At 57.5% G+C, this 23,218-nt stretch carries 16 protein-coding genes and 1 pseudogene; 11 read left to right on the top strand and 6 right to left on the bottom strand.

Annotation, left to right across the window (positions count from 1 at the left end):
* The first annotated feature begins 491 nt into the window (after window positions 1-491).
* From DK391_RS06790 to DK391_RS06760, 6 genes and pseudogenes are all read left to right on the top strand, one after another.
* Window positions 492-1,481 (top strand): hypothetical protein, encoded by a 990-nt coding sequence (locus tag DK391_RS06790; protein ID WP_109477235.1) that lies wholly within the window; start codon window positions 492-494, stop codon window positions 1,479-1,481.
* 410 nt (window positions 1,482-1,891) lie between these two features.
* Window positions 1,892-2,869 carry a GH25 family lysozyme gene (locus DK391_RS06780; RefSeq protein ID WP_162600713.1) on the top strand — a complete coding sequence of 326 codons (978 nt, stop codon included), beginning with the start codon at window positions 1,892-1,894 and terminating at the stop codon, window positions 2,867-2,869.
* Window positions 2,870-2,874: 5 nt separating this feature from the next.
* Window positions 2,875-4,701 (top strand): GH25 family lysozyme, encoded by a 1,827-nt coding sequence (locus DK391_RS06775; protein ID WP_162600712.1) that lies wholly within the window; start codon window positions 2,875-2,877, stop codon window positions 4,699-4,701.
* A 265-nt stretch (window positions 4,702-4,966) separates the two neighbouring features.
* Window positions 4,967-6,091 carry a hypothetical protein gene (locus tag DK391_RS06770; RefSeq protein ID WP_109477231.1) on the top strand — a complete coding sequence of 375 codons (1,125 nt, stop codon included), beginning with the start codon at window positions 4,967-4,969 and terminating at the stop codon, window positions 6,089-6,091.
* 1 nt (window position 6,092) lies between these two features.
* Window positions 6,093-6,299, top strand: coding sequence for a hypothetical protein (locus tag DK391_RS06765; protein ID WP_109477230.1), 207 nt, complete (start codon window positions 6,093-6,095; stop codon window positions 6,297-6,299).
* Window positions 6,300-6,472: 173 nt separating this feature from the next.
* Window positions 6,473-6,580: pseudogene (locus DK391_RS06760) on the top strand (HU family DNA-binding protein); the annotation flags it as partial.
* Between the two features lie 1,385 nt (window positions 6,581-7,965).
* Here DK391_RS06760 and DK391_RS06755 read toward each other — a convergent pair.
* Window positions 7,966-9,093 (bottom strand): hypothetical protein, encoded by a 1,128-nt coding sequence (locus DK391_RS06755; RefSeq protein ID WP_162600711.1) that lies wholly within the window; start codon window positions 9,091-9,093, stop codon window positions 7,966-7,968.
* A 111-nt stretch (window positions 9,094-9,204) separates the two neighbouring features.
* Window positions 9,205-10,485: a tyrosine-type recombinase/integrase gene (locus tag DK391_RS06750; protein ID WP_109477228.1), complete on the bottom strand. Its 1,281-nt coding sequence runs from the start codon at window positions 10,483-10,485 to the stop codon at window positions 9,205-9,207.
* 162 nt (window positions 10,486-10,647) lie between these two features.
* On the opposite strand from DK391_RS06750, the gene DK391_RS06745 reads away from it, so the two are divergent.
* From DK391_RS06745 to DK391_RS06735, 3 genes are all read left to right on the top strand, one after another.
* Window positions 10,648-11,712: a DNA-binding protein gene (locus DK391_RS06745; RefSeq protein ID WP_109477227.1), complete on the top strand. Its 1,065-nt coding sequence runs from the start codon at window positions 10,648-10,650 to the stop codon at window positions 11,710-11,712.
* Between the two features lie 350 nt (window positions 11,713-12,062).
* Window positions 12,063-12,953, top strand: a complete 891-nt coding sequence (locus tag DK391_RS45220; protein ID WP_239482727.1) for a hypothetical protein — start codon at window positions 12,063-12,065, stop codon at window positions 12,951-12,953.
* Window positions 12,950-13,837, top strand: coding sequence for a hypothetical protein (locus DK391_RS06735; RefSeq protein WP_109477226.1), 888 nt, complete (start codon window positions 12,950-12,952; stop codon window positions 13,835-13,837). The genes DK391_RS45220 and DK391_RS06735 overlap by 4 nt, the downstream gene beginning before the upstream one ends.
* A gap of 555 nt (window positions 13,838-14,392) precedes the next feature.
* Here DK391_RS06735 and DK391_RS06730 read toward each other — a convergent pair.
* From DK391_RS06730 to DK391_RS06715, 4 genes are all read right to left on the bottom strand, one after another.
* Window positions 14,393-14,869, bottom strand: a complete 477-nt coding sequence (locus DK391_RS06730; protein WP_109477225.1) for a hypothetical protein — start codon at window positions 14,867-14,869, stop codon at window positions 14,393-14,395.
* 363 nt (window positions 14,870-15,232) lie between these two features.
* Window positions 15,233-17,272: a DUF262 domain-containing protein gene (locus tag DK391_RS06725; protein WP_109477224.1), complete on the bottom strand. Its 2,040-nt coding sequence runs from the start codon at window positions 17,270-17,272 to the stop codon at window positions 15,233-15,235.
* Window positions 17,269-18,645, bottom strand: a complete 1,377-nt coding sequence (locus tag DK391_RS06720) for a DUF262 domain-containing protein (RefSeq protein WP_162600710.1) — start codon at window positions 18,643-18,645, stop codon at window positions 17,269-17,271. The genes DK391_RS06725 and DK391_RS06720 overlap by 4 nt, the downstream gene beginning before the upstream one ends.
* A 407-nt stretch (window positions 18,646-19,052) precedes the next feature.
* A complete protein-coding gene (locus DK391_RS06715) occupies window positions 19,053-19,454 on the bottom strand; it encodes a very short patch repair endonuclease (RefSeq protein ID WP_109477331.1) in 402 nt (133 codons plus the stop codon).
* 29 nt (window positions 19,455-19,483) lie between these two features.
* Here DK391_RS06715 and DK391_RS06710 point away from each other — a divergent pair, with 29 nt between their 5' ends.
* Together DK391_RS06710 and DK391_RS06705 are read left to right on the top strand one after the other, a co-directional pair.
* Window positions 19,484-20,077: a DNA cytosine methyltransferase gene (locus DK391_RS06710; protein ID WP_109477222.1), complete on the top strand. Its 594-nt coding sequence runs from the start codon at window positions 19,484-19,486 to the stop codon at window positions 20,075-20,077.
* Window positions 19,983-23,141, top strand: a complete 3,159-nt coding sequence (locus tag DK391_RS06705; RefSeq protein WP_204117302.1) for a helicase-related protein — start codon at window positions 19,983-19,985, stop codon at window positions 23,139-23,141. The genes DK391_RS06710 and DK391_RS06705 overlap by 95 nt, the downstream gene beginning before the upstream one ends.
* Window positions 23,142-23,218: the final 77 nt, after the last annotated feature.

The raw sequence follows: 23,218 nt of genomic DNA, 5'->3' as shown, positions 1-23,218 counted from the left end.
GTGATTTGGCGTTTTGCATCTAGCGAATGTGGCCTCCCTCACACATGGGCCTACGACGCACGGGACCAGATACCTTGCGCTTTATAAAATACCCTTTGGCGGCCCCGTGTTTCTGACCGGCATGATCCCGTGGTCTGTTCGAGGGGCTCCCGCATTCCGGCCGTGAATGCGTTACGCTAAGAAGAGGTTAAAAAATGTCGCGAGCTCACATCGCCCGGACGGGCACACTACTGCCCTTAAGCGGACGTCTCACAATCGCGGCAATCTGTGTCAGTGCGCTACTCGTAGCCTGCGGGATTCCAACCGGCCCGAAACCAATCGTCACTGCTGACTGGACACCCGCGGTCTTATCTGCGGCCGCTGCGTCGGACCCGCCCACGAATCCTGGTCAACCTACAACGCCAGCAGCTGTATCAGCGAGTGCGACGGCTTCAGCACCGGCAACTGCTTCGGCAGCAGAAGCTGCCTCGACGCCCCTAGCGGTAGAAGGCATGGGCGTGCTCGCCGCCCGGTTCAACAGAATGGCTGCCATTTCGCTCCGCAACCCCAAAGATGGCGAAGCAGCAGCGGATATGCTTGACGCGGGATTCGCCCTGATTTACGCGTCGTGCTGGGACTATTTCCGCAATGCCGGGCAAAGACAGCATTGGATCATCGTTGCGAACGACTACGTCACCGCGGCTGGAACCTTGGCGACGTCCATACTGGCGCTAACGCACGCGGGTCCGGCAGCGGTTACCGCGACGGCGCTCGTAACGTCGACGTTTGTAGCCGGCACAAGTATTTACACGAAAGACTTTCTCTTTGCTGCGGAGAATATCGATTCGGTACGCACATTAACGCTCAACGCCATCGTCACGCACCAGAGCAGGGTGAAAACCGACCCGGGGGCGCTAACGGGATATTCCGCGCTCGTGGCCATTATGGATCACCAGGAAATCTGCACGATTCCGCAGATTACGACGTTGGTCAGAAAAGCAATCATCGTTGCGAGGCCCGACGCTACCGACAAGAGCGGCAACCAGGTAAGTACGATCGGTTCCACGCTGAATCTGAATTCAGCCGTCGACAAGGGTGCTCTCGCGGCGGTGAGCAGCGTGGTTAGCCCCGCTCAGGCCTTGACGGACACTCAGATCGTGGCGTTGTACTGGTACCTGTTCGGCAACCCTGTGCAGCAGGAGAAAGACGGTCTCCTATGCCAGCAACTCGGAACCTTGCCCAGAAACTTTGGCCCCGTACAGGCAGTGAATACCACGCCGGCCGGGTGTACTTACAGCAAGCCGTGGCCGCAGGAAACAGTTGTCCGTCAACTGTTTAATAATCTGAGTCCCGCCGCGATTGCTAACATCAACCAGGCGATAGCGAAACTTAAACAGGGCCGGCCGGCGACGGTCGAGCTACCCGACGCTCACGCACCCCTCAATGCTCTGGGTGCGACCACGGCGCCGCTCAAACACATCAATATTGATATTCTGAAATAGCGGACGCCATCGTTCTGTCTGTCAGCGATGCAACGCGCGTCGCATGCTCGATGACGCAGGGAGACAGCGCCCTCAATACAAGATAAGCGGAATGTGCAGCGACACGCTTGTGATGGTTACCGCACACAGCATTTCAATGAGCTCTTTGAGTCGGCAGTGCGAAGACCGATACTCAACTAGCGCCAGGCAAGATGCAAAGCATATCCTTGGCCTCATCCGGATTGCCATCGACATCTTCTAGCAGACAGTCTCGCAGAGGCGGATCCTCTGGCGTCACGTCTTGACCGATTTATTCAAGGCAGTGGTATCTAGTCGTACCCAACAAACACAATTCCATTTCGGGCCCAGTCCATCAGTTTCTCCGTCGCCTCGTCACCTGGGCAGTTATGGCTCGGACCGTAGGAGGTCGTGTGAACTACTCGACATCACGCTTGATCGCCCTGTTGCTGCCACTGTGTCCGCTCGTGCTGCCAATGGCCAGCGCTGCGCCAACGGTATGGAAAAACACGATAGACGATTACTCTCGCGGCGCTCTCTTTGAAGCCTTCATCGTCAAGCCAGGGCCTGCAGCAGGTACTGAGGGAAAATCAAAGGCACTCAACGGTCCTTTCGTATTTCCCACCAATGCTGCCATTGATGGAGGAAAGATACGGGAGAACTCTATATTCGGCATTGATCTCAGCCACTGGTCATCGGCCGATCCGCAGTGCAAAAGACCCATGAATCCTGCTAAAGAGATCGACTTCACGACGATGGCGGGACAAAAGGTACGTTTCGTATACGTGAAGGCAACGCAGGATGTGAACTATCGGGATTGCAGGTTTGCGGAGTACTGGAAGATGCTAGGCGAGCTCAAATCCCCATCGGCACCAAGCCGGGGCGCCTATCATTTCCTCACCGCTACCTCGCCTGGCCTCCAGCAGGCGCAGAGCTATGTCCGGCTCCGGACCCAGACGGGCGGCTTTGTCAAAAATGAGTTGCCGTCGGTACTCGACCTTGAGTGGGATAAGACGTCCACGTCGCGCGATCGCTGGGTCGGTACGTCGCCGGATGTAATCATCGACAGTGCGATCGCATGGCTGGACCATGTGGCGAAAGCTTCGGGCAAATTACCGATCCTCTACACATCCAATGCCTGGCTCCACGAGCACAAGTTCACGTCACATCAGTTGGAGCGCCTGAAACCGTATCCCCTCTGGATCGCTGACTATTCTCAGACTCGCCGCGCGATAGAGCAGCCGTCACAACCAGCGAGCTTTACCTGGACGCTCTGGCAGTTCACCGCCGGCTCGCAACTATCGATCGGTCCGCAAAAGCCGCTAGATGCCACGATTTTCAAGGGAACGGAAGCCGAGTTTGCGAAGGTGATGCAACTGCCTGGGGAATGACGACCATGAGAGTCCATCAAGGAAAATTTCGGGTAACCCGTTCGCTTCACCGTGCTCTTGTTCTCGCGATGGCGCTCGCATTCCCCGCAGTCGCGGTCTATGCGAACCCGTCCGTAAAGTGCGATAAAGGAGTGAAAGGCGCTTACGTGGATAAGGTCGAGCGCTGCGCGTTCTTCAGGAAGTTTGCGCCGAGAGACGGGCAGGTGACCGACCCGCGAATTCTCTCCGCGTATGGCGACGACACGCAGCCGGTTCGCAGCATCGCGATCGTCGCTGGCGTTAGCAAGTATAGAAGCACATTCGTCGACGGCGATTTGCCGGCCGCGCATGCTGATGTTGATCGACTCCAAAAATTCCTCACTGGGAACCAGGGTTTTGATGAAGTCATCGTGCTCGAAAACGATGCCGCGACGCAGGAAGCAATCCATTATTTCCTGACTGGTTATGTCGTCTCGGAGGCGAATGCATACAGCGGAAGGGTTCGCGTCCTCTTCGCATTTTCTGGTCACGGTGTCCAGGACACTGCCGGCAGCGCGCTTGCGCTCGCCAGTGCGACGACGGCCAGCGACGAGAGCGGTCTGTACCGCCTCACGAATCTCCAGAGCGATCTGCAGATTGCCGCCGGGGCTAGCTGGCAAATTCTCGGATTGGTCGATGCGTGCTATGGCGGAGACATATTTGGCACTGGGTACGAGGGAGGCAATCCGGACGCGTATTGGGAGCCGGGTGCGCACGTTGTTACCGCCGGTAGCGCGGGCAGTCTGACATGGACCGTCGGAGACAAGCAAGGCAGCGTGTTTTTCAAGGCGTTGATGGACGGCATTGAGAACGGATCTGCCAATTCATTTCCCGTTCAGGCGCGTGACCCGACAAATCCGGCTGTCGTACACGACTATGGCAGTGTTATTACCCAGAATCAGGCTGTCGGCGAGGCGACGCGAGTCATCCACAACGTACAACTCGGTCTGATCCCTACCAACTTCGATAAAACGAAAATATCCGCGCCTTGGGTCGGATCGATATACCCGCACAAGGCGTCGCCCGGGGCCTTCTTCTTCCTTGGAAAGGCCGCGGCACCCAGTCCGACCCGGCTGGCCGCCACCACGCCAACCAGAGAATTCGCGGCTGTGTTGTCATCATCGAATAGCACCGCGCGATCCTTGAATGAGTTCCCGGTGCGAGGGATCGATGTCAGCCATAACAACGGGGAAATTGACTGGAAGAAGGTGAAGGGCAGCGGGATCGGATTTGCTTATGTTAAGGCAGTCCAAGGTGCGACGCTGGCCGATCCGCGGTTACGAGCGAACCTGGAGGAGTTGCATCTCATGGAGATACCCCACGGAGTCTATCTTACCTATGATTTTTGCAAAAAACCCGATGAGCAGGTCGATAACCTGCTCCGCGTATTGCCGTCGGGCGAAGACATTCTACCCACCGCCCTTGATCTTGAATGGTACGAAGGCGGGGGTTCATCCTGGATTGGCACCCAGTCGGCGTGCGCGACCACCAATCTGGCGATCACGCAGGACAAGATACTGAGAGTCCTGCAACGACTGACGGCGGCATACGGCAAGCCTCCCGTCATCTACCTGCCGTCGCGCGCACAGAAGTATCTGGATAAGCGCTTCGACACCTACCCGAAATGGGTTTCCGACGTTTCTCCCGCATCTAGGAAGGGCGCGAAGCCCAATGCAGGGAACTGGACGATCTGGCAGTACGATTACCAGGGCAAGGTCGACGGCATTCGTGGCCCCGTCGATCTGAATGTGTTTTCTGGCGACGCGAAGGCTTTTGCCATCTTCAAGGCAGGTGGGTTGGACAAGAGCAATTGAGATCGTGCGTCGTTGAGTATAGCTGCGGCGCCTCTGACGATGTCCCGGCGACAGGCAACGAGAGATCCATTGCAGGTCCGGACACGACAGGAGAAGTCGTCCGGTGGGGAACCGGGGGAATTTCCCAGATCACGCCCGAATAACCGTCGGGCGAAGACCATTCCTGTTCAACGGGAGGAATTCGGTGCCAATCCCCGCAACTATCCAGGAGCTGGCTAGGACGGTGGCCAGGCGCTTTCCGACCCATCGACCGCTGATTCTTACGATGGGCGCGCGTGTGGCCGGCTGGCTGACGTCTCTTGCCGTTCTGTCCGCCGCCGTGTCATACGCGATCAACGGAACGGAATTCTTCACCGAGAAATTTCCACGCGCCATTTCCTTCGTAGCAAAGACAGTTTTGCTTGGCGCGACGCTCAGACCGATCTTGATCAGGCATGTCATCGAAAACGATCTTGGCTATTCCGACATGTGCGTCGATCAGAGCGGCACCCTCGACCTCGACAATGACGGCGACGCCTCGGAGCTGATCCTGTCACTCTATCCGAAAGCCAAAGACGGCAGTTGCGCCGATCCGATGTCGCTCGGCTCGATCTACGTAATTCTCAAGCTCGGCACCTGGGACCGGGTCTGGCCGAAATACCAGAGCGTCGCAACACTGGCGAGAAGTGCAGTGGGCGAATGGGAGCAAGGCACTGGTCTTCCGCTGACGTTCGAAAGTTACGGGCCATTTTTGCTAGGGCGCACCGGTGGTACCGATTTTCCAAGCTATGAAGTGTTCGGCTACGCTGCCGGGGTGCTGCATTCATATGGGCGCTTCAACGCGATTGGGAGCCGGCTTGAACTCCAGGATGATGATTCTGCGCCGGTGGTGCAGATTGGAAACCGCATGTTGCTGAACGCGGAGGAAGATGTTGTCGGTTTCCGGATCACCGATCAAGGGCAGTTTCTGAAAGAACCGCTTTCATCGCTAGAGATCGTGAAGCGTAATAACGCCGCTCTCGTCCTTGAACTGTTTGACAATATGCCGAAGGGTGCGGCAACGACCGATGACACATCATCCCAACAGGTCTATGAGCCTGCCGAATCAGAGGCAGAGTCCCGGTGCGACCTCTTTCTTTTCGCCAACGGAGCGCGAGTAAGCTTGACCCCGGGCAAAGGCGCCGAAAACGGCCTTTGCGTCGGCACGTTGAAGGTCGCGCGCACGACCGTAATCACGCCGAGAATGCCGTGTGCCGTTGAAGGGCTTCGTCGGAGCGGTCAATTTCCATGGGGGTATGTGTTCAAACCGTCGAGTTCCCCACACATCATGCGTTGTCCGCTCGATGGCGATCACGAATCGTTCAGGTTCAAGCTCCAGATAGAGCCTAGCGAGGAGCAGGTGCCGTCGTAAGATGCTCGTCTCGGCAATGCCGAAACAACGGCTCATCGGCGGCCGTCACGATCCCGATAAGCGCATCAAAGGCTTCGCCCGTGCTGGCCTTTCTGTCGCCCGCACGGGAAGCGACCGCGTCGATGAGTTCCTGCTTTTCGCGTTCAACGCGTTTCGTACCGACGCCTTGTGGCTGGATCACGCGCAGACGTGTCCATCCAGCGCATGAGTTGCCCCCACGCACAGCCGAAGACCATGTCCACGTCGCAAGACATGGCGCAATGCCACGAATTGCCGGCCTTCCAGCAAGCCTTTCGGGGTTGCCTCGCACGGCGCAGGTGGGTTAGGGTTAGCGTCCTGTCCGCACTGTACGGACCTCTTGACAATGAATCTCCATGAAAGCGTAGCGGGCGAAACCCGCCGACAGGTGAGACCATTACCATCCCGGCGGCAACGACAGTCATGTTCACTGCAGGCAAGGTATTCAATGATGCTGTGAACGCTGCCTGAACCTAACGTTCACGTGGTGCAGCAGGCAACGTCTGGCTTGCGGGAGAGAAATCCTTCGTTCGCTGACAGTTGCCGGTTCTGGCCTGCCAACTATACGCTGCCCGGTCAAACGAGCGCGGAACCGTCTGAATACTCAACCTCGATATCGGGTGCTGGCCCAAAAGGGCGGCCTAGCGAGCCGGATAGAATGCCCGGCATTCTGAGCCCAAAGGTCCGTCAGCGAGGGTGACGCCGCTGCAACAATCAAGACCGTCCCGACCCACATACGTCCCTGGGCGGCAGGCGCCAGGGAGAAGTCTGCGCCACTTCGTGCCATGCGAGTTTGGGCCTCCGGTCGGGATACGTTCGTAGGCGCAGTCATTTGAGCGCTGTTGACCCGGTGCGTGAATCGCATTGAATCTGCTCTCGCCGACCTGCACGCATTGCCTGTATAGTGGTTCGTCCTCGATGGACTTCCGTTGTGCATCGGTCATGACGACGCCGCACGCGACGTTTCCCGCGTCGCGAATACAGTTCACCCTCCCTTCAAGTCGCTTTGCGTCGTTGTGAAGAGAAGTGCACCTGTCGCGTAGGAGTGCCGGGATAGACGCCCTAGCGCAATACTCCACATAGAACGCAGGTGTGAAATCGAACGTCTCCTTGCCAGGGCCGGCTCCCCTGTATGGCACAGTCAGACATTGCTGCCTGCCATCAGTCAGGCAAACTTCGCAGGAAGCCCCGTTCTGACATTTCGAAAAATGAATGCCATCATCCGGCCGGTGAGCATACTGGGTTCCATTCAGTGCATTGTCGAATACGACGTGTGCGTCGCAGTTGGCCGGGCATGAACGGCCGTCGTCGTACATGGTCATTCTGATTGTGACCGCTTGTGAACTGCTAGAGAAAAACAACAGGAGGAACATGCTTATGAGTAACCAGCGGTGTTTCATGTCTGAACTCCTCTGTCAATGTCCTAGGCAGTATCTCAAAAACGCCTGCCTTCCTCACTTGCGTAGGCGCTTCACAGAAAGTGTGCTTCATGGCTACACGGTGGTACTCCCACACAGACGTTCGAGTGATGCGCGACAATCCAGCGCAACGAGGCCAGTTGATGGATGATCTGGACGCCACTCGTCTTGCCCTCTCTGGCAACGCTGAGAACGTACTGAGGCACACTACGTTGCCGAAGGGTGGCCTGTTCGGGATCGATACGCGCCAAAAGCACCATACCTGATCGAAAACAATCCTAAGTTCACAAACCAGCAGCTACCCGTCGGGCAGCACTCTCGTCTGCTGCCAGATTCTTCCACGCGGAAAGCCGCAGGGTAGGCACCACGCTAGAACGTCGTAGATTCGAGGCGACAAATCCAGGTTACCTGTTACTTTATTCGCATCCTCATTGCAAACTAGTCCGGATCCTTGAAGAGCAGGCGTCGAATCGCAGCAAGCTCACTAAGGCCGTCCAACTGCACGCCATTGAACTGCAGGGCTCGTTGTCTCAGGTTTGCAATATCTTCTAGGATATCGATAAGTGCCTCGATCGAAGATAGTCGCTCAGGATCATAATGGGTGACCTTTCCTGTCTCCGAGCTCCGTGCAATCAGACTTCCCCAGTCATTCACCTTATCATATTTTTTTATCCTCTCGAGACGCACGTCGTTGACCCCGGAGCGCGCCGCATTTCCCTCGATGCTCCGGTAGCACATTTGATAGATATCGCCTTCGTTGCCCATTTCGTACATCACGAAATTTAGCGCCTCAACAAGCGTTTTTTCAAGAGCATCCAGGTTGTCGAAATAATTAAAAAGTATCTTTCTGTCGTAACACATCGAAATGATATTGATCTTATTCAATATCTGAAGAAATGAATATGCGAAGAAATTTGCCTGATGATCGGTAAAGCTTTCGAATTTTCGGCGCGTAATGATGGGCGGCCGCAGATACGTTCCATGTTTATACTCTTGATATGTCTCTGTGGCTCGATGGTGATAGACGGTAGTACTGTCAATATAGTCTTGCACGTAGCTACCCAGATGCGACGCCAAGAGTGTGGCTGATTCTAGGCCCGAACTGAACGCGTCCGATTGACTAATGAGTGAACTCCCGTTTAACAGGACCTGAAAAGTTGCATCGAATTTGGCAACCGCCGCTACCAGGTCGTTCTTTTGATTCTCGAGCACCCGATTGATCTTCAGCGTATTCGACAGGAATTCTTTCCTTTGGGCATCAAGTGCGTCTTGCAGGCTAGGGGCGATGAGCGCGCCAGAAATAAAGGCGCAGTTTTCGAAGTTAACAGTTATGTTGGGTGAGAATGACAGACCTTGAGGTCGCTCTAGGGATGTGAGATTGCAAACGATTCGCCCGCGTGCATCCCGTACCTGCGTGCCAATGAGTTTAAGCTCATTTTTGTCTATCCTTTCCTGGATCTCAGCGGGGATATTTACCTGGATGATTTTCTCTGTATCTGACATATTGATGTAGTTCAGACGTGTTGAGGCGGGTCCGCCAAAGATCCCTAACTTGTAGGGATTCACTGTTATTTCTATGAAGCCTCGTGCCTCGCTTTTACCCGAAGGTCGCTTGCAGTGCCGGCGGCGAAGTGACAAAGCTGCAATCGAGTGGCCTTCGAGCACGCACGCGTAAGGTCACCAGTCTATCCGGTGTTTTTTGTCAGTCTCGCGATGCCTTCGATCATCATCGACGTGAAGATAGAGGCTGGTCGTACTCAGCGACGCATGCCCGAGGTTGTCCCGCACGAGCCGCAGATCCACCTGCCGATCTGCCATGTGAGAACCTGCAGTATGCCGCAGCCAGTGCGCCGAAGCCTTCTGGAGCAGGTCGGCGCGTGCCACGCCTTCTTCGCCACGTTTGCGCAAACGATCGGCCGCGCCGGCAAACGCGTTCTTGACGATCGTGTGCAGCGCCGCGCGCGTCAGCGGCGCGTGTGATCGGTGTTGCGCGTCCCTGCGGTTCTGTTCGTTTGTGCTGTCTGTAGTATTGTCCGCCCTGCTCCCTGCGATCTGCCCGATCGGGAGCACTAGCGGCGTCGCCTCACTGGATGAGGGCAGGGCGGTCATCCCGAGCGATTGACGGTAGCGTGAGAGTTCCGTCATCAGTTCGCGCGTGGCCGGAACCAGCCGTTCTCTGCCACCCTTGCCATGTATGGTCAGCCACCAAGGCATCGTGCCGTCCGAATCGCGCCGCACGAAAAACTGTCCCATCGTATTGCCGCTAACCTCGGCGATGCGCAGTCCGCCCAGATACAGCAGCGTGAAAAGCCATCGAACGCGGTGGTAGTGCGCACGCGCCCGGACGGTGTCTTGCGGCATAGACGCGATGAAATCCTTCACATCCTGCCAGAGCCCGGGCTCGAGATAGCGGGTGATGCGCGGTGCAGCCTTGCGCACGCGCTGCCGTGAAAGTGCGAGCGGGTTACCGGCAAGGTATCCGGCCTGCACCAACCACGAGAACAACACATTGAGAATCACTGTCGCCTGACGGATGCTGGCATTCGAGAGGGGGCCATAGAACGGTCGCCAGCGCGCATCGCCGCGTGGGTGTTTGCGGCCGCCGCCTGCGCCTGCGTTCGCCACCCAGATGGCAGCAGGTTGTGGATCAACAAGGAAGTGTTGATAGCGCAGGCAGTCCTCGTGCGTGAGCGAGGAGAGCGGTTTGCCCAGTTCCACCAGTGACCATAGCAGCAGTCGCTCGGCTTCCTTGCGATAGCTTTCAAAGGTCGTCTGTGTGTCGGCCACGCGCGCAAGCCAGGCGCGAATCGCATCGAGATCGTTGTCTGCGGCGATCTGCCCGCGACCACCTGCGGCGCGGTTCGTGCCTGTGCGCCCATCGAGCGCCGGGGGAATCGCGATCGTTTCGAGGGGAGCAGGGTGTAGCGCGACGACGCGGCCGTGTTCTGAATTGGACATGAGGTGAGGGTTTTCAGGAGCGGGATTGATGCCGCACGTGCATATTCGTTGCATCGTGCTAATTTTCAACATTATAGAAATAATGTCAAATTTATGCACCCATGGCGTAGCATATATTCCGTTTTACGTTGTATTATTAATGAAAATTCCTGAATTACCATCATGTCCGACCTTCTGTCCGAAGAAACCCAGTTGGCCGCCGAGATCGAGCGCCTTAAGATCGCGTTCCCGAAGACACGGGAGCTGTACCGCGAGGTCTGTGCATTGCTGTTCTTCCGCTTTGGGCAGACGCCGACCGCGAACCGCCTGTACCAGCTGGTCAAGCGCGGCAGCATGGGCACGCCCGCGGCGGTGCTCGGCGAGTTCTGGGCCGACCTGCGCGACAAGAGCCGCGTGCGCATCGAGCGTCCGGACTTGCCAGCCGATCTCAGCGCCGCGGCCGGCGAACTGGTCGCGACGCTATGGACGCGCGCCACCGTGTCCGCGAAGGCGGAGCTGGACGCACTGCGGGCGGAGGTGGAGGCGCAGCGGGGTGAAGCCGAACAGCGTGTCGCGGCCACGCGGGGCGAACTGGCGCGGACGGAAACCGCGCTCGAGCAGCGCACGGCCGCGCTGCTCGCTGCCCAGGTTGAGGTCCGTGAGCTGGAGAAGGCGCAGGCGGAGGGCCACGCGGCGCGGCAGGCGCTCGAAGCCGAGATCAGCCGGCTGAAGGCTGAGGCAGCAGCACGCGACAGCGAACTTGAGAAGGTGCGTGAGGGGTTTTCGCGAGACCTGGAGAAGCTGCGCGAGACGGCTGAGCGGGCCGAGGAGCGTCTGCGCGCCGCGGAGAAGCGCGCGCTACTGGAGATCGACCGCGAGCGCAGCGCGGTGGTGAAGATGCAGAAGGAAGCCGACGACGTCACGAAGCGGGCTGACAGGCGCGAGGCGGAGCATCGCCGCGCCGCTGAGGCGATGCAGGCGCAACTCGGTGACGCACGCCATCAGGCGGGCGTGCTGCAGGGGCGGTTTGATGCTGTACAGGCGACGAACGTGGCATTGCAGGAGCAACTCGCAGCTCTGCGCGACCCCGGTGCCGACCATGCCCATCCCGGTCGCACGAAGACCGTTCCCACACGCCCGACCGTGGTCCGTTCAGCCCGAACGTCGGGGCCGGCACGCAAGGTTTCGGTCGCATCCGTGCCATCCGGCAAGACCGCGGCGCGGCGCAAGAAGCGGACTCAGACGTGATGGAATCAACGCATCGCCCGAGGAAAATGCGTACAGAGGACGCGGGGCGCAAGGCTGCGAACTGTGCACCTATCGGCACGTTGCTGCACTATGCGAGCCCACTCTGCCCGTGATCGGCTAAGCGAGCGGCGAGCCCGTGATATCGAGTCGGTCAATGGAGGTCGGACGCTTCTTCTGCGGCACCGCCAAGTGGGCTAATCCGGCCCGCTTCTACGGGTAACTTTCTGTGTCTGACGACGGCACCGATTCGCCCCTGGTCGTTCTGCCACCTATCATCCGACTGCTGGGCATTGATGGCAAAATGTGGCTGGCACCAGCACACATACCGTGCGAATGGAATACGGAAGACTATGACCACGCGAAATGACCTCCCCTCCGATCTGGCCGTGCTCGTCGAAAGGCCGCCAATTTACCGGTTACTGGGTGTCGGTGAAAAAGTCTATGGCGATCATCTCAATCACGTCTGGAAGGGGCTCGCAGGCGTGCCCGGGCTGGATGAGCCAGGTATCCCAGTATTCGCAAAGTATCTTCCACGCCAATCCCAGATCGACATTGAACTAGCTTGTGGTCTTGCCTCGCAGGTCCTGCGATTGCCCGTACCGCACCCGGCGCTTGTGATCGCGGATCTGGATGAATTGCCGAACCACCCCAATGGCCTCAAAGATGGCCCTGTCCTGCTGTTTGGCAGTCTGTTTCAACCACCGGATCCATTCACGGTGCAACGGACCAAGGAAGGTGAACTAGGAACGGAATACATCTGGCAAAAGGTATGTGAAAATGAAGTTGCCCCTCAAGGGGCGGCTTGGGACGAACTGGTGGCGAACCCGGATCGTCACGCCCAGAACCTCTTGTTTGATGGAGTCAAGTGGTGGCTATTCGATCATAACCTCGCTCTGCAGCCGCTTTCCGATCTGTATGCCTCTATCAGTGAAGCGAGTGCCCAGCGCAAGATCGTCGACCACATCGCCCGGGTAAATCAGATTCTGTCACAGCTGAAAAGCAGGCACTCGGGCGATGAGGACATCCTCAACGAAGCCGACAGGTTAGTCAAACAGACGAAAAAGCTTACGTTACTAGCCATTGAAATGCGAAAGTGGAAACTGGACGCCAGGATCGCCCCCATCGTAATGGTAGCGGCCACCATCGTTGACCTGATAGCTCTCCGCCTGAAGCCGCTGGCAATGTATCTTGAGCAACGACTCGATACACCTACTGCTAAAACTCTTTGGTCTTCGTCATGAATATCTGGGAAAGCCCACCATTTGCTGCGCGCGCCGCTCCTGTACTATGGACGCCGACAGCAACGACCGGAGAGCGCTTCGTCTCCGTGATACTTGTTCAGTTTCAGTCGCCCAATCGCGGCGAGATCGCAACACCTATCGCTTTCCACCCCAAACAGCTTCGCGCGATGATTGGTGCGAAGCGGGCTGAGTCCGCCCTCGGAATCATGCAGCATGTCGCAGAATTCATGCAGCAACAGATGATCGCTGGTGCCGATTTCGACCAGGTTGTCGCGCCTTATGACGGGTTTGATGTTGGTACCGCAACGAGCATCAAGGGATACTCCGCCAAGCAGGTTGTAGACACCGCAATCCGAACGCTGTCAGCGTTTGGTACGCGATCTTACTTTGAAGACGACGAAGAGCAGATTCAGCGGAATTCGGTGCCGACCAGACAATTCCTCAGATCGCTTCGATCAGTGTTTGCGCAGAACGATGAAGAGCGCAGGGCGCGCTTCAATCGGACCATCGAAGTGGCTGGCGTGGCAGGCATGACAATCGACTATGCGCACGACAAACATCTGATACAGGTGACAAGCCTTCCGCAAACGGCACCGCATCTCTTAGCCTTACAAAAGGAAGCGGAAAGCAAGATTCTCGAACTGGACATCACCGCATCCATCCTTCGATCGAATGCACCGGCGCAATCCGCGTTATTGATCAATGCAGCGGCATTGAACACGGCAAAGACAAAGGAAGCCAGTCAGATCGCGAACGAACTGCTGGCTCGCTTGCGATTCATGAGTGGACAGAAAGGCATCGACCTTCGGCTGGTACGAGATCCATTTCAAGCTGCTCAAATCCTCGAAGAGTTGGAAGTAGGTCAGAGCCTGACGAATGCCTAGCTTCGATTCGGATTAACTGGAGGCTTTCCCGTTCGGAAATGTGCGATAACAGCGGGAGGAATAGCCGAAAACTTCCCCGTATATCGGTTTCTGAGGTGTGCATTCATCTGCCCGTGTAGCCACGGACAGGCCTATCGTCGAGGCAGCGCAAAAAGATTTGCAGGCCTGCGACCGTCGGCCATGGTCTGTCCATGCCTGACGCGCCCGTTGCCGTCCCCGCGGCGCGCGGGTAGCCGCGTGATGGAGGATGCGCCGCACGGTTTGCTTTCAATCAAAGCCCGGCAGATCAAGGCGGAGCGTGGAATATCAGCCTTTGAGCGCGTCCCGGAAACAGTCATTGATGACGTACGTTCAAACTGACTCCGACGGTCTGGCTACAGCGCACGACAGAAGTTACCAATGACGGCGTTGGGATGCCATTTCGCGTCAACAATATAGCGATGCAGCCGTCACAGGCGACGTATTCTGCCGCCGTCGGGTTTAGCGCATCGCGCAATGAGAGTTGCGGCTATCACGGTCAACGTTCCGGCGGATAATACTTAAGGTCAAGGCAGCCTATTTGTGTGTGTCATGCCCGGGTCTTTCTCCGGATATGGTTCGGTCTGGTTCGTCGGCGACCCGCGAATTGTGTAAGTTCCACATTTCCTTCAACCGATCGATTATCGCGTCTCGGTCAACAGTCGTCTTCATGAGATCAAGTTTAATGTTTTCTAGCGTACCTCTCGTAGCCCGGTTCGCGCGCCACTTTGTGGCAAAAGCGCCCGCGACTGAGATGATTCCGAGCACCGAACCCAGCGATGCCAACACAGTAGCGACGTCACTTCGATTAGTCTCGTTGATGGAATTGTAGAGGGTGATGTGTTTTACCTGGAGGACAAGTGCCGCAGCTGCGCTGAGAACAGCTCCCCCGAAAAGAGAGCCGTGATGGAGGAAGCTCCAGAGCTTTATCCAAATAGTCTCCATGAAAAGATTGCGCCTGACATATTTTCTCAGGTCTGCCAAAGTCGCGAGGTCGTCAACGTTATCCGCCATTGAAAAATCTCCTTGGGAGCCCGCCACGCAACGCCGCCTGTACTGGGAAATAGCGCCAATGCAGCATAGTTCAGTCGGCGAGTCAGTCGATCAGAGTTAACCCTGTCTCATTTGAGCGCAATGCGCTGACCATGTTCGCCGGCCGGCAACCTGATTCAGGAGGCAGCCGGAAGTGGTGGCCGACTCCTATCCCGGTCGAAAGGTAAACTGTCATTGTATGAACAGCCACCATCGACTCTGATGACTGAACTGCGTGGCCTGCGATTCATTTCATACTGACCGCAGTTAGCCTCAAGGGATGGCGTCAACCCGTGAGCGATCTTCGACTGTTCGTTTGCTCGAAGTCTGTCCACCTCGCCGCCTTTACGTTCGATCGTAATGCTCGCGCAGTAGCTCCAGCATGCTATCCAGATGAACCCGTATCGATGACGGGCTCCAGCGATTCAGCCTCATCGGCGCAAAAATGTGCGCGAGTTTCAGTGAGTCGTACACCGGCTTCGCGTCGAAGTCGATCAGTTTCTTTCCCGGATCCTGGTTGCTGTATGACGAGTTTTCGCCGGGGCTGAGCAGCGCAAGATTGCCGAAACTGTCCAGCATACGGCGGTCAAGCCGCTCGTTATGATGCTCATGTTGCTGCGGATAAACGTGCTCCACCGAATTTTTCGACGTGATCCGGAATGAAATCCAACGTTCCTGCTGCAGCTCAGGCAGTTCGGTCCGACGCTTCCACAATACGTATTCCAGCTTCAGGAACCAGTAGTGCTCAAAACCCGTCCCGAGCGGCTCACGGAGGTGCCCATCGAGCACGCTGAAATCGTCACAAACAGGAGACTGTCCGCGAAGCAGCGCAAAGCTGGCCTCCTTCTGTGTATTGCGTGCTGCAGAGAGCACGTTGTCGATCCGCTCCAGATCCCGCAAGGCAGTCGCCATTGCTTCTGGTCCATTCAGTTTCCGGAATCCGGTGTCCCGCATCATCCGGATCATCATGCCAAGGAAGGGACTGAGCCAGTACTGGGCTGTCCGCTCGCCAGTGAAATAACGCACTGCCTGTAGTTGCACAAGGTCGGGCGTCGACTCAGGATAGTAACGGCTGAAGCGTTTCCGGCCGCGGCTCGTGTTGGCCGTCACGCTGCCCAGGTAGAGGTGCTCGGTATCGTCGTTCTCGCGTTTTACCCACTTGGCCACCCAGCGATCGAACTGATAGCGTACGAGCCATAGGCATTCGATAAAGGCAACTGCCTCGTGTTCGGTCGCGCGACGCGCGAAGTCGCCAAAACACTCGCCAAACCGCGCAGCATGAAGCCGGCAGTCAATATCATCATCTTCGCCCTTTTCGGAGAGGAAGATGCGGTAGGTATGCATCAGCAGCAGGGGAAAGCCGATGATGGACCGGCGCCATCCGGTGTCTTCGCTGTCATCTTCGTCATCGCTGTCAGCGGCATCATCTCCGTGACTGCGACCATTGATCGCGACTGACAGGGGCGCCTTCACATCATCGGTGCCTTGGCCGCTATCCGACGCCAGTTGCCCCAGCGTCAGTCCCCCACCTTCCGTGCTGTGCTCCCCGGGGAGTGTGAAGCGCTCAGCATCAAATTGCGCCAGATCGTCGTAGCCTGTGTTCTCCCAGTCTGTCAGCGGGAAGAGCTGCCGTACGTTACGCTCGAAGTAGTTATTCATGTCTTCACAGGCCTGCCAGATCGCGTCGTAGCGAGGCTTGTGTCGTGTGATCTTTCGCAGCAGCTGTGCCTTGAGGATGTCGCTTTGTTCGAGTTGCACGCCACCCGTATTGATGCGGGCGAACAGGTGGTTCAGGTTCATCGCTGCCGGCACGACGTTGTTGACCCACTCAACGCTTTTGTACAGATAGTCGGCCAGTTGTCGCAGGTCCGTTTTTGCACGCGCCAGCTGATCAAGCCGCTGACGCGCGGCGTTTAGCCCCTGTTGCAGGTGAATGAGGTACAAGGACGTCAGTGCGGCATCGTCGAAATCAATACTGGGTGCCAGTTCGGCCTCTCGCGCCAGAAACGCTTGCGCCTGTTCGCGGATCATAAAGGTGAGCCGGGGTCGCGTGCCAAGGCGTGTCATCTGAGCCAGGTCATGATCAGGCAGGCGTTTGCGGAACGCTAGCGCAAGCAGGCAGAGCGTTGTCATACGTTGCTGGCCATCGATGAGTTCGTGGCTGCATGCTGCCTCACCGACCGTAGGAGGGCGGCGGGCGCTGATCAGCGTACCAATATAGTAGCGAGGCTGTCCGTCCGATAACGCCGCGGCCACGTCGTCCAGCAGTTTGACCACGTCCTCGGCCGGCCAGACGTAAGGCCGCTGGTAACTCGGGATGTTGAGTGCGACGTTTTTTGTGCACAGCGCTTCGATGGTCTCGGTTTGGGAAATAACACGGGTCATGACGTCGACACCTGCTGGATACAGCACTCGTCAATGGCGCGGCACAGCGCGTCGTCAAACTGATCGACTATCTGTGCGGCAGTCGGCTTCGCGTGGGACAAAGCGAAGTTCAGGGCCTTGCATACGGCCTGTACATGTCGGGGCTTCGCGCGGTGACCAACTTCAAGGTTTTCAGGCTTGATCGTATAGCGGAAGGCGCGCAGACGCCCGATCACCTGAGCATGCGTGTAACTGTGCGCCACCCAGTCCAGCACTGGGTTGAGGCGAACGAATCGCTGTACCGAACTCTCGCGCACGGCCATTTCATTGCTCAGCCGCAGTGAATAAATCGAACGGAACAGCCACAGACCTGCCTCAACGATCCTGCCGTCGCCAAAGCGGCTGACGTAAAGAACCAGCGCCGCATCAAACAGCTGGCGCAGGAACGATGACGCCTTTGATTGGGCAACCAGCTTGACGTAAAGCGCGGGCCACGCCCCGTCATGTGGCGTTTTGCCATCTGCGTCCGGACAATACTGGTGAAGCAGGGTGTGAAACTGCTCGAGATAGTGGATGCTGTTGGCCCCTGCCTGCAATGGCTGACGCATATCATATCGCCATGGCATCGGCGCAGTCTGCCAGTCCTGCTGCACGCGATCGTGAAGGGTGAGCTGATACGCACGGTCCGCGCCTTCGTCGCCCGTGGCAACGGCCAGTTCATGCACGACCTGGTTGCGCCACACAATCGGCCGTTTTGTCGCGCTAGCCAGTTCCCGCCAGTCCAGGCTTTGCCAATGGCGCACGCGCATCACACACTCAACCACCGGCCCCAGTTTCTCGAGTTTTTCCCACTGCCGGGCGTAGCCGTTCTGCAGTTCCCGGTCAACAACGCGCAGGTGATGAGCCTTGGCGATGTCGATGCCAGACAGGCGGACGCCGCCGCTGTTCTGCGTTTCGAAGAATCGGTACGCATCGTCTTCGCGGGACGTGATCACCAGCGTAACGTTGATTCTGGCGAGGTCCAGACGCGGCCGAAGATTCGAGCGCCGCAGTATCGCAAGATTGTCCCGGATCCGGCGCATGCTTTCCGGGGCGCTGTAGCAGAGATCCGGAAGCATCGTCTCCTGTGCGAGCACGCACAGAATCCCAACACTCGTTAGCCGCTGCTGCCCATCGATGATGTTGAGCCAGCCGTTATCGACGTGATGCAGGATCAGACTGCCGAGATAGTAGTCATGCCCCGCTGATCCCTCGAAATGGTGGGCCAGGTCACTCGCCAGTTGCGCCACCTGTTCGCTGCTCCAGCGGTAAGGGCGCTGGTACTCCGGCAGTCGCAACCGGCCGTTCGGGATGTCGTCGTCGATCTCGCCTGCGAACAGTTCCAGCAGGGACACGCTAGCGACCTTGAGTGGAGATAAGGGTGTATTCATGCAAACGGATTTGCGAACGGCACGCCGCGGACACCGATGGTATGACGGAGTGAACGCGCTGCGTGTAGGTATAGGAAGTAGCGATGTACGTGTATTCGAGCGGAACAGTAGCGGTGCTTCGCGAACAGCGGTGCCTAGCGAGCAGCGGATCATGCGTGTTTTTTACTGCGGAATCAACACTACGCAGGTGGAGCCCCATTCGAGGAGTCATCGGGCGATTTCTGGGCGCGCTGCAAGGGCCTGGTCGGGTTGCCTTCCCGGTGCCCTCTGGAGAGCAGAAATGCATTTGCGATGCTTCGCTGATTTCTTCAGCGTCGCACCCGACAATCACTGCCTGATCGCGAGCGCGAATGGCCGAAGAACTGATGACGTCAGGGCAATTCGCTTGTGGCGAGAAATGTACGCAGTTTCGCGCGAAGTTCCTCCGGCTTCGTCAATTCGCATTCCCAGACCGTCAGCACGTCCCATCCGGACGCAGTCAGTTTCGACTCGTTCGACGCATCCCTGGCAACGTTGCGCGCGATTTTTTCTTTCCAGTAGTCGACGTTGGTTTTTGGACGGCGGGCTCCCCGCTTGCAGGTGTGTCCGTGCCAAAAGCAGCCATGCACGAAAATGACCTTGCGTAGGCCAATAAATGCGAGATCCGGGCGCCCCGGTAAATCCTTGCGATGTAGCCGATATCGATATCCAAGCTCGAAGACCATTCGCCGAACGGCCAGTTCAGGCTGCGTATCGGTCGACCTGACAGATCGCATGATTTGCGAGCGATCCATATCCCGTCCCAAAAACCACAAAAACAAGCATGCGCCATGCACTTTCGAATACAATCGCTGGCAGATTAAAAAATCTGCCGAGAATAAAGAGACCCGGGGCCCAGTTCGTGATATCCGATAAATACACCTTCTACGAGTTCTTCGCTGGTGGAGGGATGGCGCGCGCTGGATTGGGGAAAGACTGGGAATGTCTTTTCGCCAATGATATTGACGAACTGAAGGCCGCCACTTATATCTCGAATTGGGGGCGCGATCATTTCGACGATCGCGATGTCCGGAAGGTCTCCGTTGACGATCTGGAAGGCAGCGTCGATCTCGCCTGGGCGTCGTTTCCTTGTCAGGACCTTTCGCTTGCGGGCAATGGGCTCGGAATCGGGCGAGCAGATGACGGGTCCGAGACCCGATCGGGCGCGCTCTGGCCGTTCCTGACACTCATGGAGAAGCTGCGTCGCGCCCGACGTCAACCGACTACTCACACAATTCGCCGCCATGCAAGGCAAAGACAAACCCGTCGATGGCGGCAGATGCGTGAAGCTCGACCAGCTACTTCAGTACGTTGGCGCGGACGGCACCACGGGCGCCATTGTCAGCGAGCTGGTGCGCATGGGCATTCATCCCTTTGATGAGGCAGGGCGAAAGACTTTCAAGGGAGACCCCTGGCATCGGCTGTTCGAAGTCGACGCGGGCAAGGTGCGATATCGCTCGTCGCTTGCCCAGGCCGCGAAGGACGAACTCAACGCACGGATACTCGAGAGGCAGTATGAGCTTATCGATGACGTCATTTTCGCCAACACCTTCTTTGCGTTGGAGGAAACGGGTCTTGCGTACCCTTCGATTTCCGACAGGACGGGCGAAGAGGAAGACAGGCTGGACGCATGGCTTCGGGTTTTTGCGAGCGCTACCAGGGTGCGGAACAATCGCTATGCGGACGAGGAACGGATGACCGAATGGGTCAGCGGCGATAACGTCAAAAACCGGCGGACCCTGCGTTTCGCCCAGCGCATTTTCGGCGATGCCAACCACATTGACGGTTTGACCCGCGTACTCGACAGCTTTGCCAGCCGCGGACACAAAAGCGGCATGTTCGAGATTGGCAATCTGTATTTGAGGCTGGCGAAGGAAACAGATGATTACTGGCGCTGTACGAACTGCAAGCGGGTACATCTTCATCGCGGGGTCAATCTTTGCACGAGATGTGCATTACCCCTCGACGCGGCGCCCACGGGTGTGGTCAGCGATCTATGGCGGCAGAATTTTCTCGGTTTGCGGATCCTGCGCGGCGAACAGCAGGGCGTCAACCGGTTCAGGCTCCGTGTTGAAGAGCTCACAGGACAAACGGACGATTTTCCTGAAAGGTTGCGGCGCTTCAAGGGGATATTTGTCGACGGCGAAAGCGCTATCCAGAAGCTCGCTTCGGAGATCGATATGCTGTCAGTCACGACGACGATGGAGGTCGGGATTGACATTGGCGCACTGCAAAGCGTGTATCAGGCAAACATGCCGCCCCAACGATTCAACTACCAGCAGCGTGTCGGGCGCGCCGGTCGGCGAGGGCAGGCCTTTTCATTCGTTGTGACCTTTTGCCGCGGCCGTAGTCACGACGCATATTATTTCGCGCATCCGAAAGCGATTACGGGGGATCCGCCTCCACCGCCGTTTCTGGCCGTCAGCCACGATCCAATCCCTCTCAGACTGCTCAAGAAAGCATGGCTGAGAGAAGCGTTCGCCCTGCTCAGGCGCGAATGCCAAGCCAACGGCTGGGAGTACCCCGGCGACCGTCTCGTCCCCCCTGACGTGCATGGCGAATATGTGACGACGAAAGACTACTATGATCACGCTGCAGCGAACTGGCCAGAACGTCTGCGGGTGGCGCTAGAAGGGTCGATTGCGGTTCGCGACAACTTTGTCAACGCCGCGACGTTCAGCCCTGACCAGCGCCAGCGCTTGCGCCTTGAAGCGACCGTCGAAAATCTGATTGGCGAGATCAACCAGCTGCGTACCCAGGCGCCGCAGATCAGTATCGGTCTGGCGCGTTTCCTGGCCGAAGCGGGGATCCTCCCCATGTACGGGATGCCCACACGGGTTCGAGAACTGTATCTGGGCTTGAGGGCGGAAGAGGACAAACCATCGACAGACTATCAGTGGTCAACGATGGATCGCGACCTTGACCTTGCGGTGTTTGAGTTCGCTCCAGGAGCGGTCCTTGTCAAGGACAAGCAAAAACACAAAGTCATTGGCTTTACCGGGGACCTTGCCGAGCCTCGACGGCGAGGGCCGGAGGTCGAACTGCGCACTGTGTCCGAGTGGATAGAATCGACCAGCTACGTCGCGCTTTGTCCGAACTGTGGATCGGCAAGGCATGAAGAACAGGAACCCACCGATCCACGGACCTGCGACGACTGTCACGAGACCATCGACGCAGAAGTGTTCAAGCGGTATGTCACGCCGACCGCGTTCCGCACGGATTTTCATCCCAACAGCGATTCCGAAGAGAGCGGCCGGATGGCAACACGAACCGTCGCTACGGTGTTGCGGGAAGGCGAAGGTCTAGCCTGCGGGCACGTTGTTGTCCGACGCGGAGCCGATGTCACCATCATGCAACTCAACGACGGTGTGTCGGACGACGAGGGCGAAGGCGAAAGATTCGCGGTGGACCTGGTGGAAGAGCGCGCGGTGCCTGTTCCTCTGACGTCGCGCTCGGCGAAGATTGATGGACCGCAGGCGATCGACTCTTCAATACGGGAGAAGCAGCGTGGCTCACGCTGGGCCGCGCAGGGGCCGCGTCACCGCTTTGGATTGATCGCCCGCAAAAAGACTGAGGCGCTTTATCTTCAGCTCGATGAATTTGACTCGCGCCTCTCGCTTCGTAGCGTCGCACGTCGTGGTCAGTATTCGCATTTACCGACCCGGGCTGCCGCGATAAGCGCAACCCAGATTCTCGTCCATCGAGCAGCTCTTGAACTGGACGTTTCCCCCGACGAGTTCGAGGCCCTAGAGCCGAGACTGAGGGCGGGCAAGCCGATGCTTCAGATTGCCGATGCGTTGATCAACGGCTCCGGCCTTTGCAGAAGGCTGGGGGAAGTAGAAAAGGCTTCCGGCGCTCCACGTATCATCGAGATTATTGATTCGATTCTTCGTGATCCGCAGACGTGGCCACTGCAGGACTTTCTCGGCACTGATCAGGATGGCGATCATGCGAGCCAATGCCAGACGTCCTGCTATCGTTGCATTCAACGCTATGGCAATCGTCGATACCACGGGCTGCTGGACTGGCGGCTTGGTTTGTCATATCTGCGCGCCATGGCGTCCCGCACATATAGTTGTGGCCTTGACAGGAGCGACCTCGCGCTCCCCGAAATCAGCGGCTGGATGGAACGGGCCCACGAGTTGACTAGAGCAGTCGCAGAAATGAGGCGCGGCACGCTGTCGTACGAGCGTCTTGATGCATCCGGGTTGCCATCGCTCGTTACAAGGACCGTGGATGGAGCGGTTACGGGTCACGTAGTAGTCCTTCATCCGCTTTGGCGGAAAACGGACGACGTTACAAGGATGTTGCTGGGTTCTGACTGGCAGCCCGACACCCAGTATGTCGACACCTTTAACCTCGAGCGTCGGCCGCTTCGTGCACTCGCAGATGTGCAATCGTCGACAGGCTGGAGCAATCAGTTAGCATCGACTGTCACGTGAAAGGGACGCTTGCCGCTGCGGAGAAGCTTCTCAGAAACAGCGACCCGGTGAACGGACAGGCACTAGCAGCGATCCAC

The organism is Paraburkholderia sp. C35 (assembly GCF_003121405.1).
In the GTDB taxonomy this organism is placed as follows: domain Bacteria; phylum Pseudomonadota; class Gammaproteobacteria; order Burkholderiales; family Burkholderiaceae; genus Paraburkholderia.
Note: the sequence above shows the minus strand (reverse complement) of the source record. Positions and strands in the feature narration are given on the sequence as shown.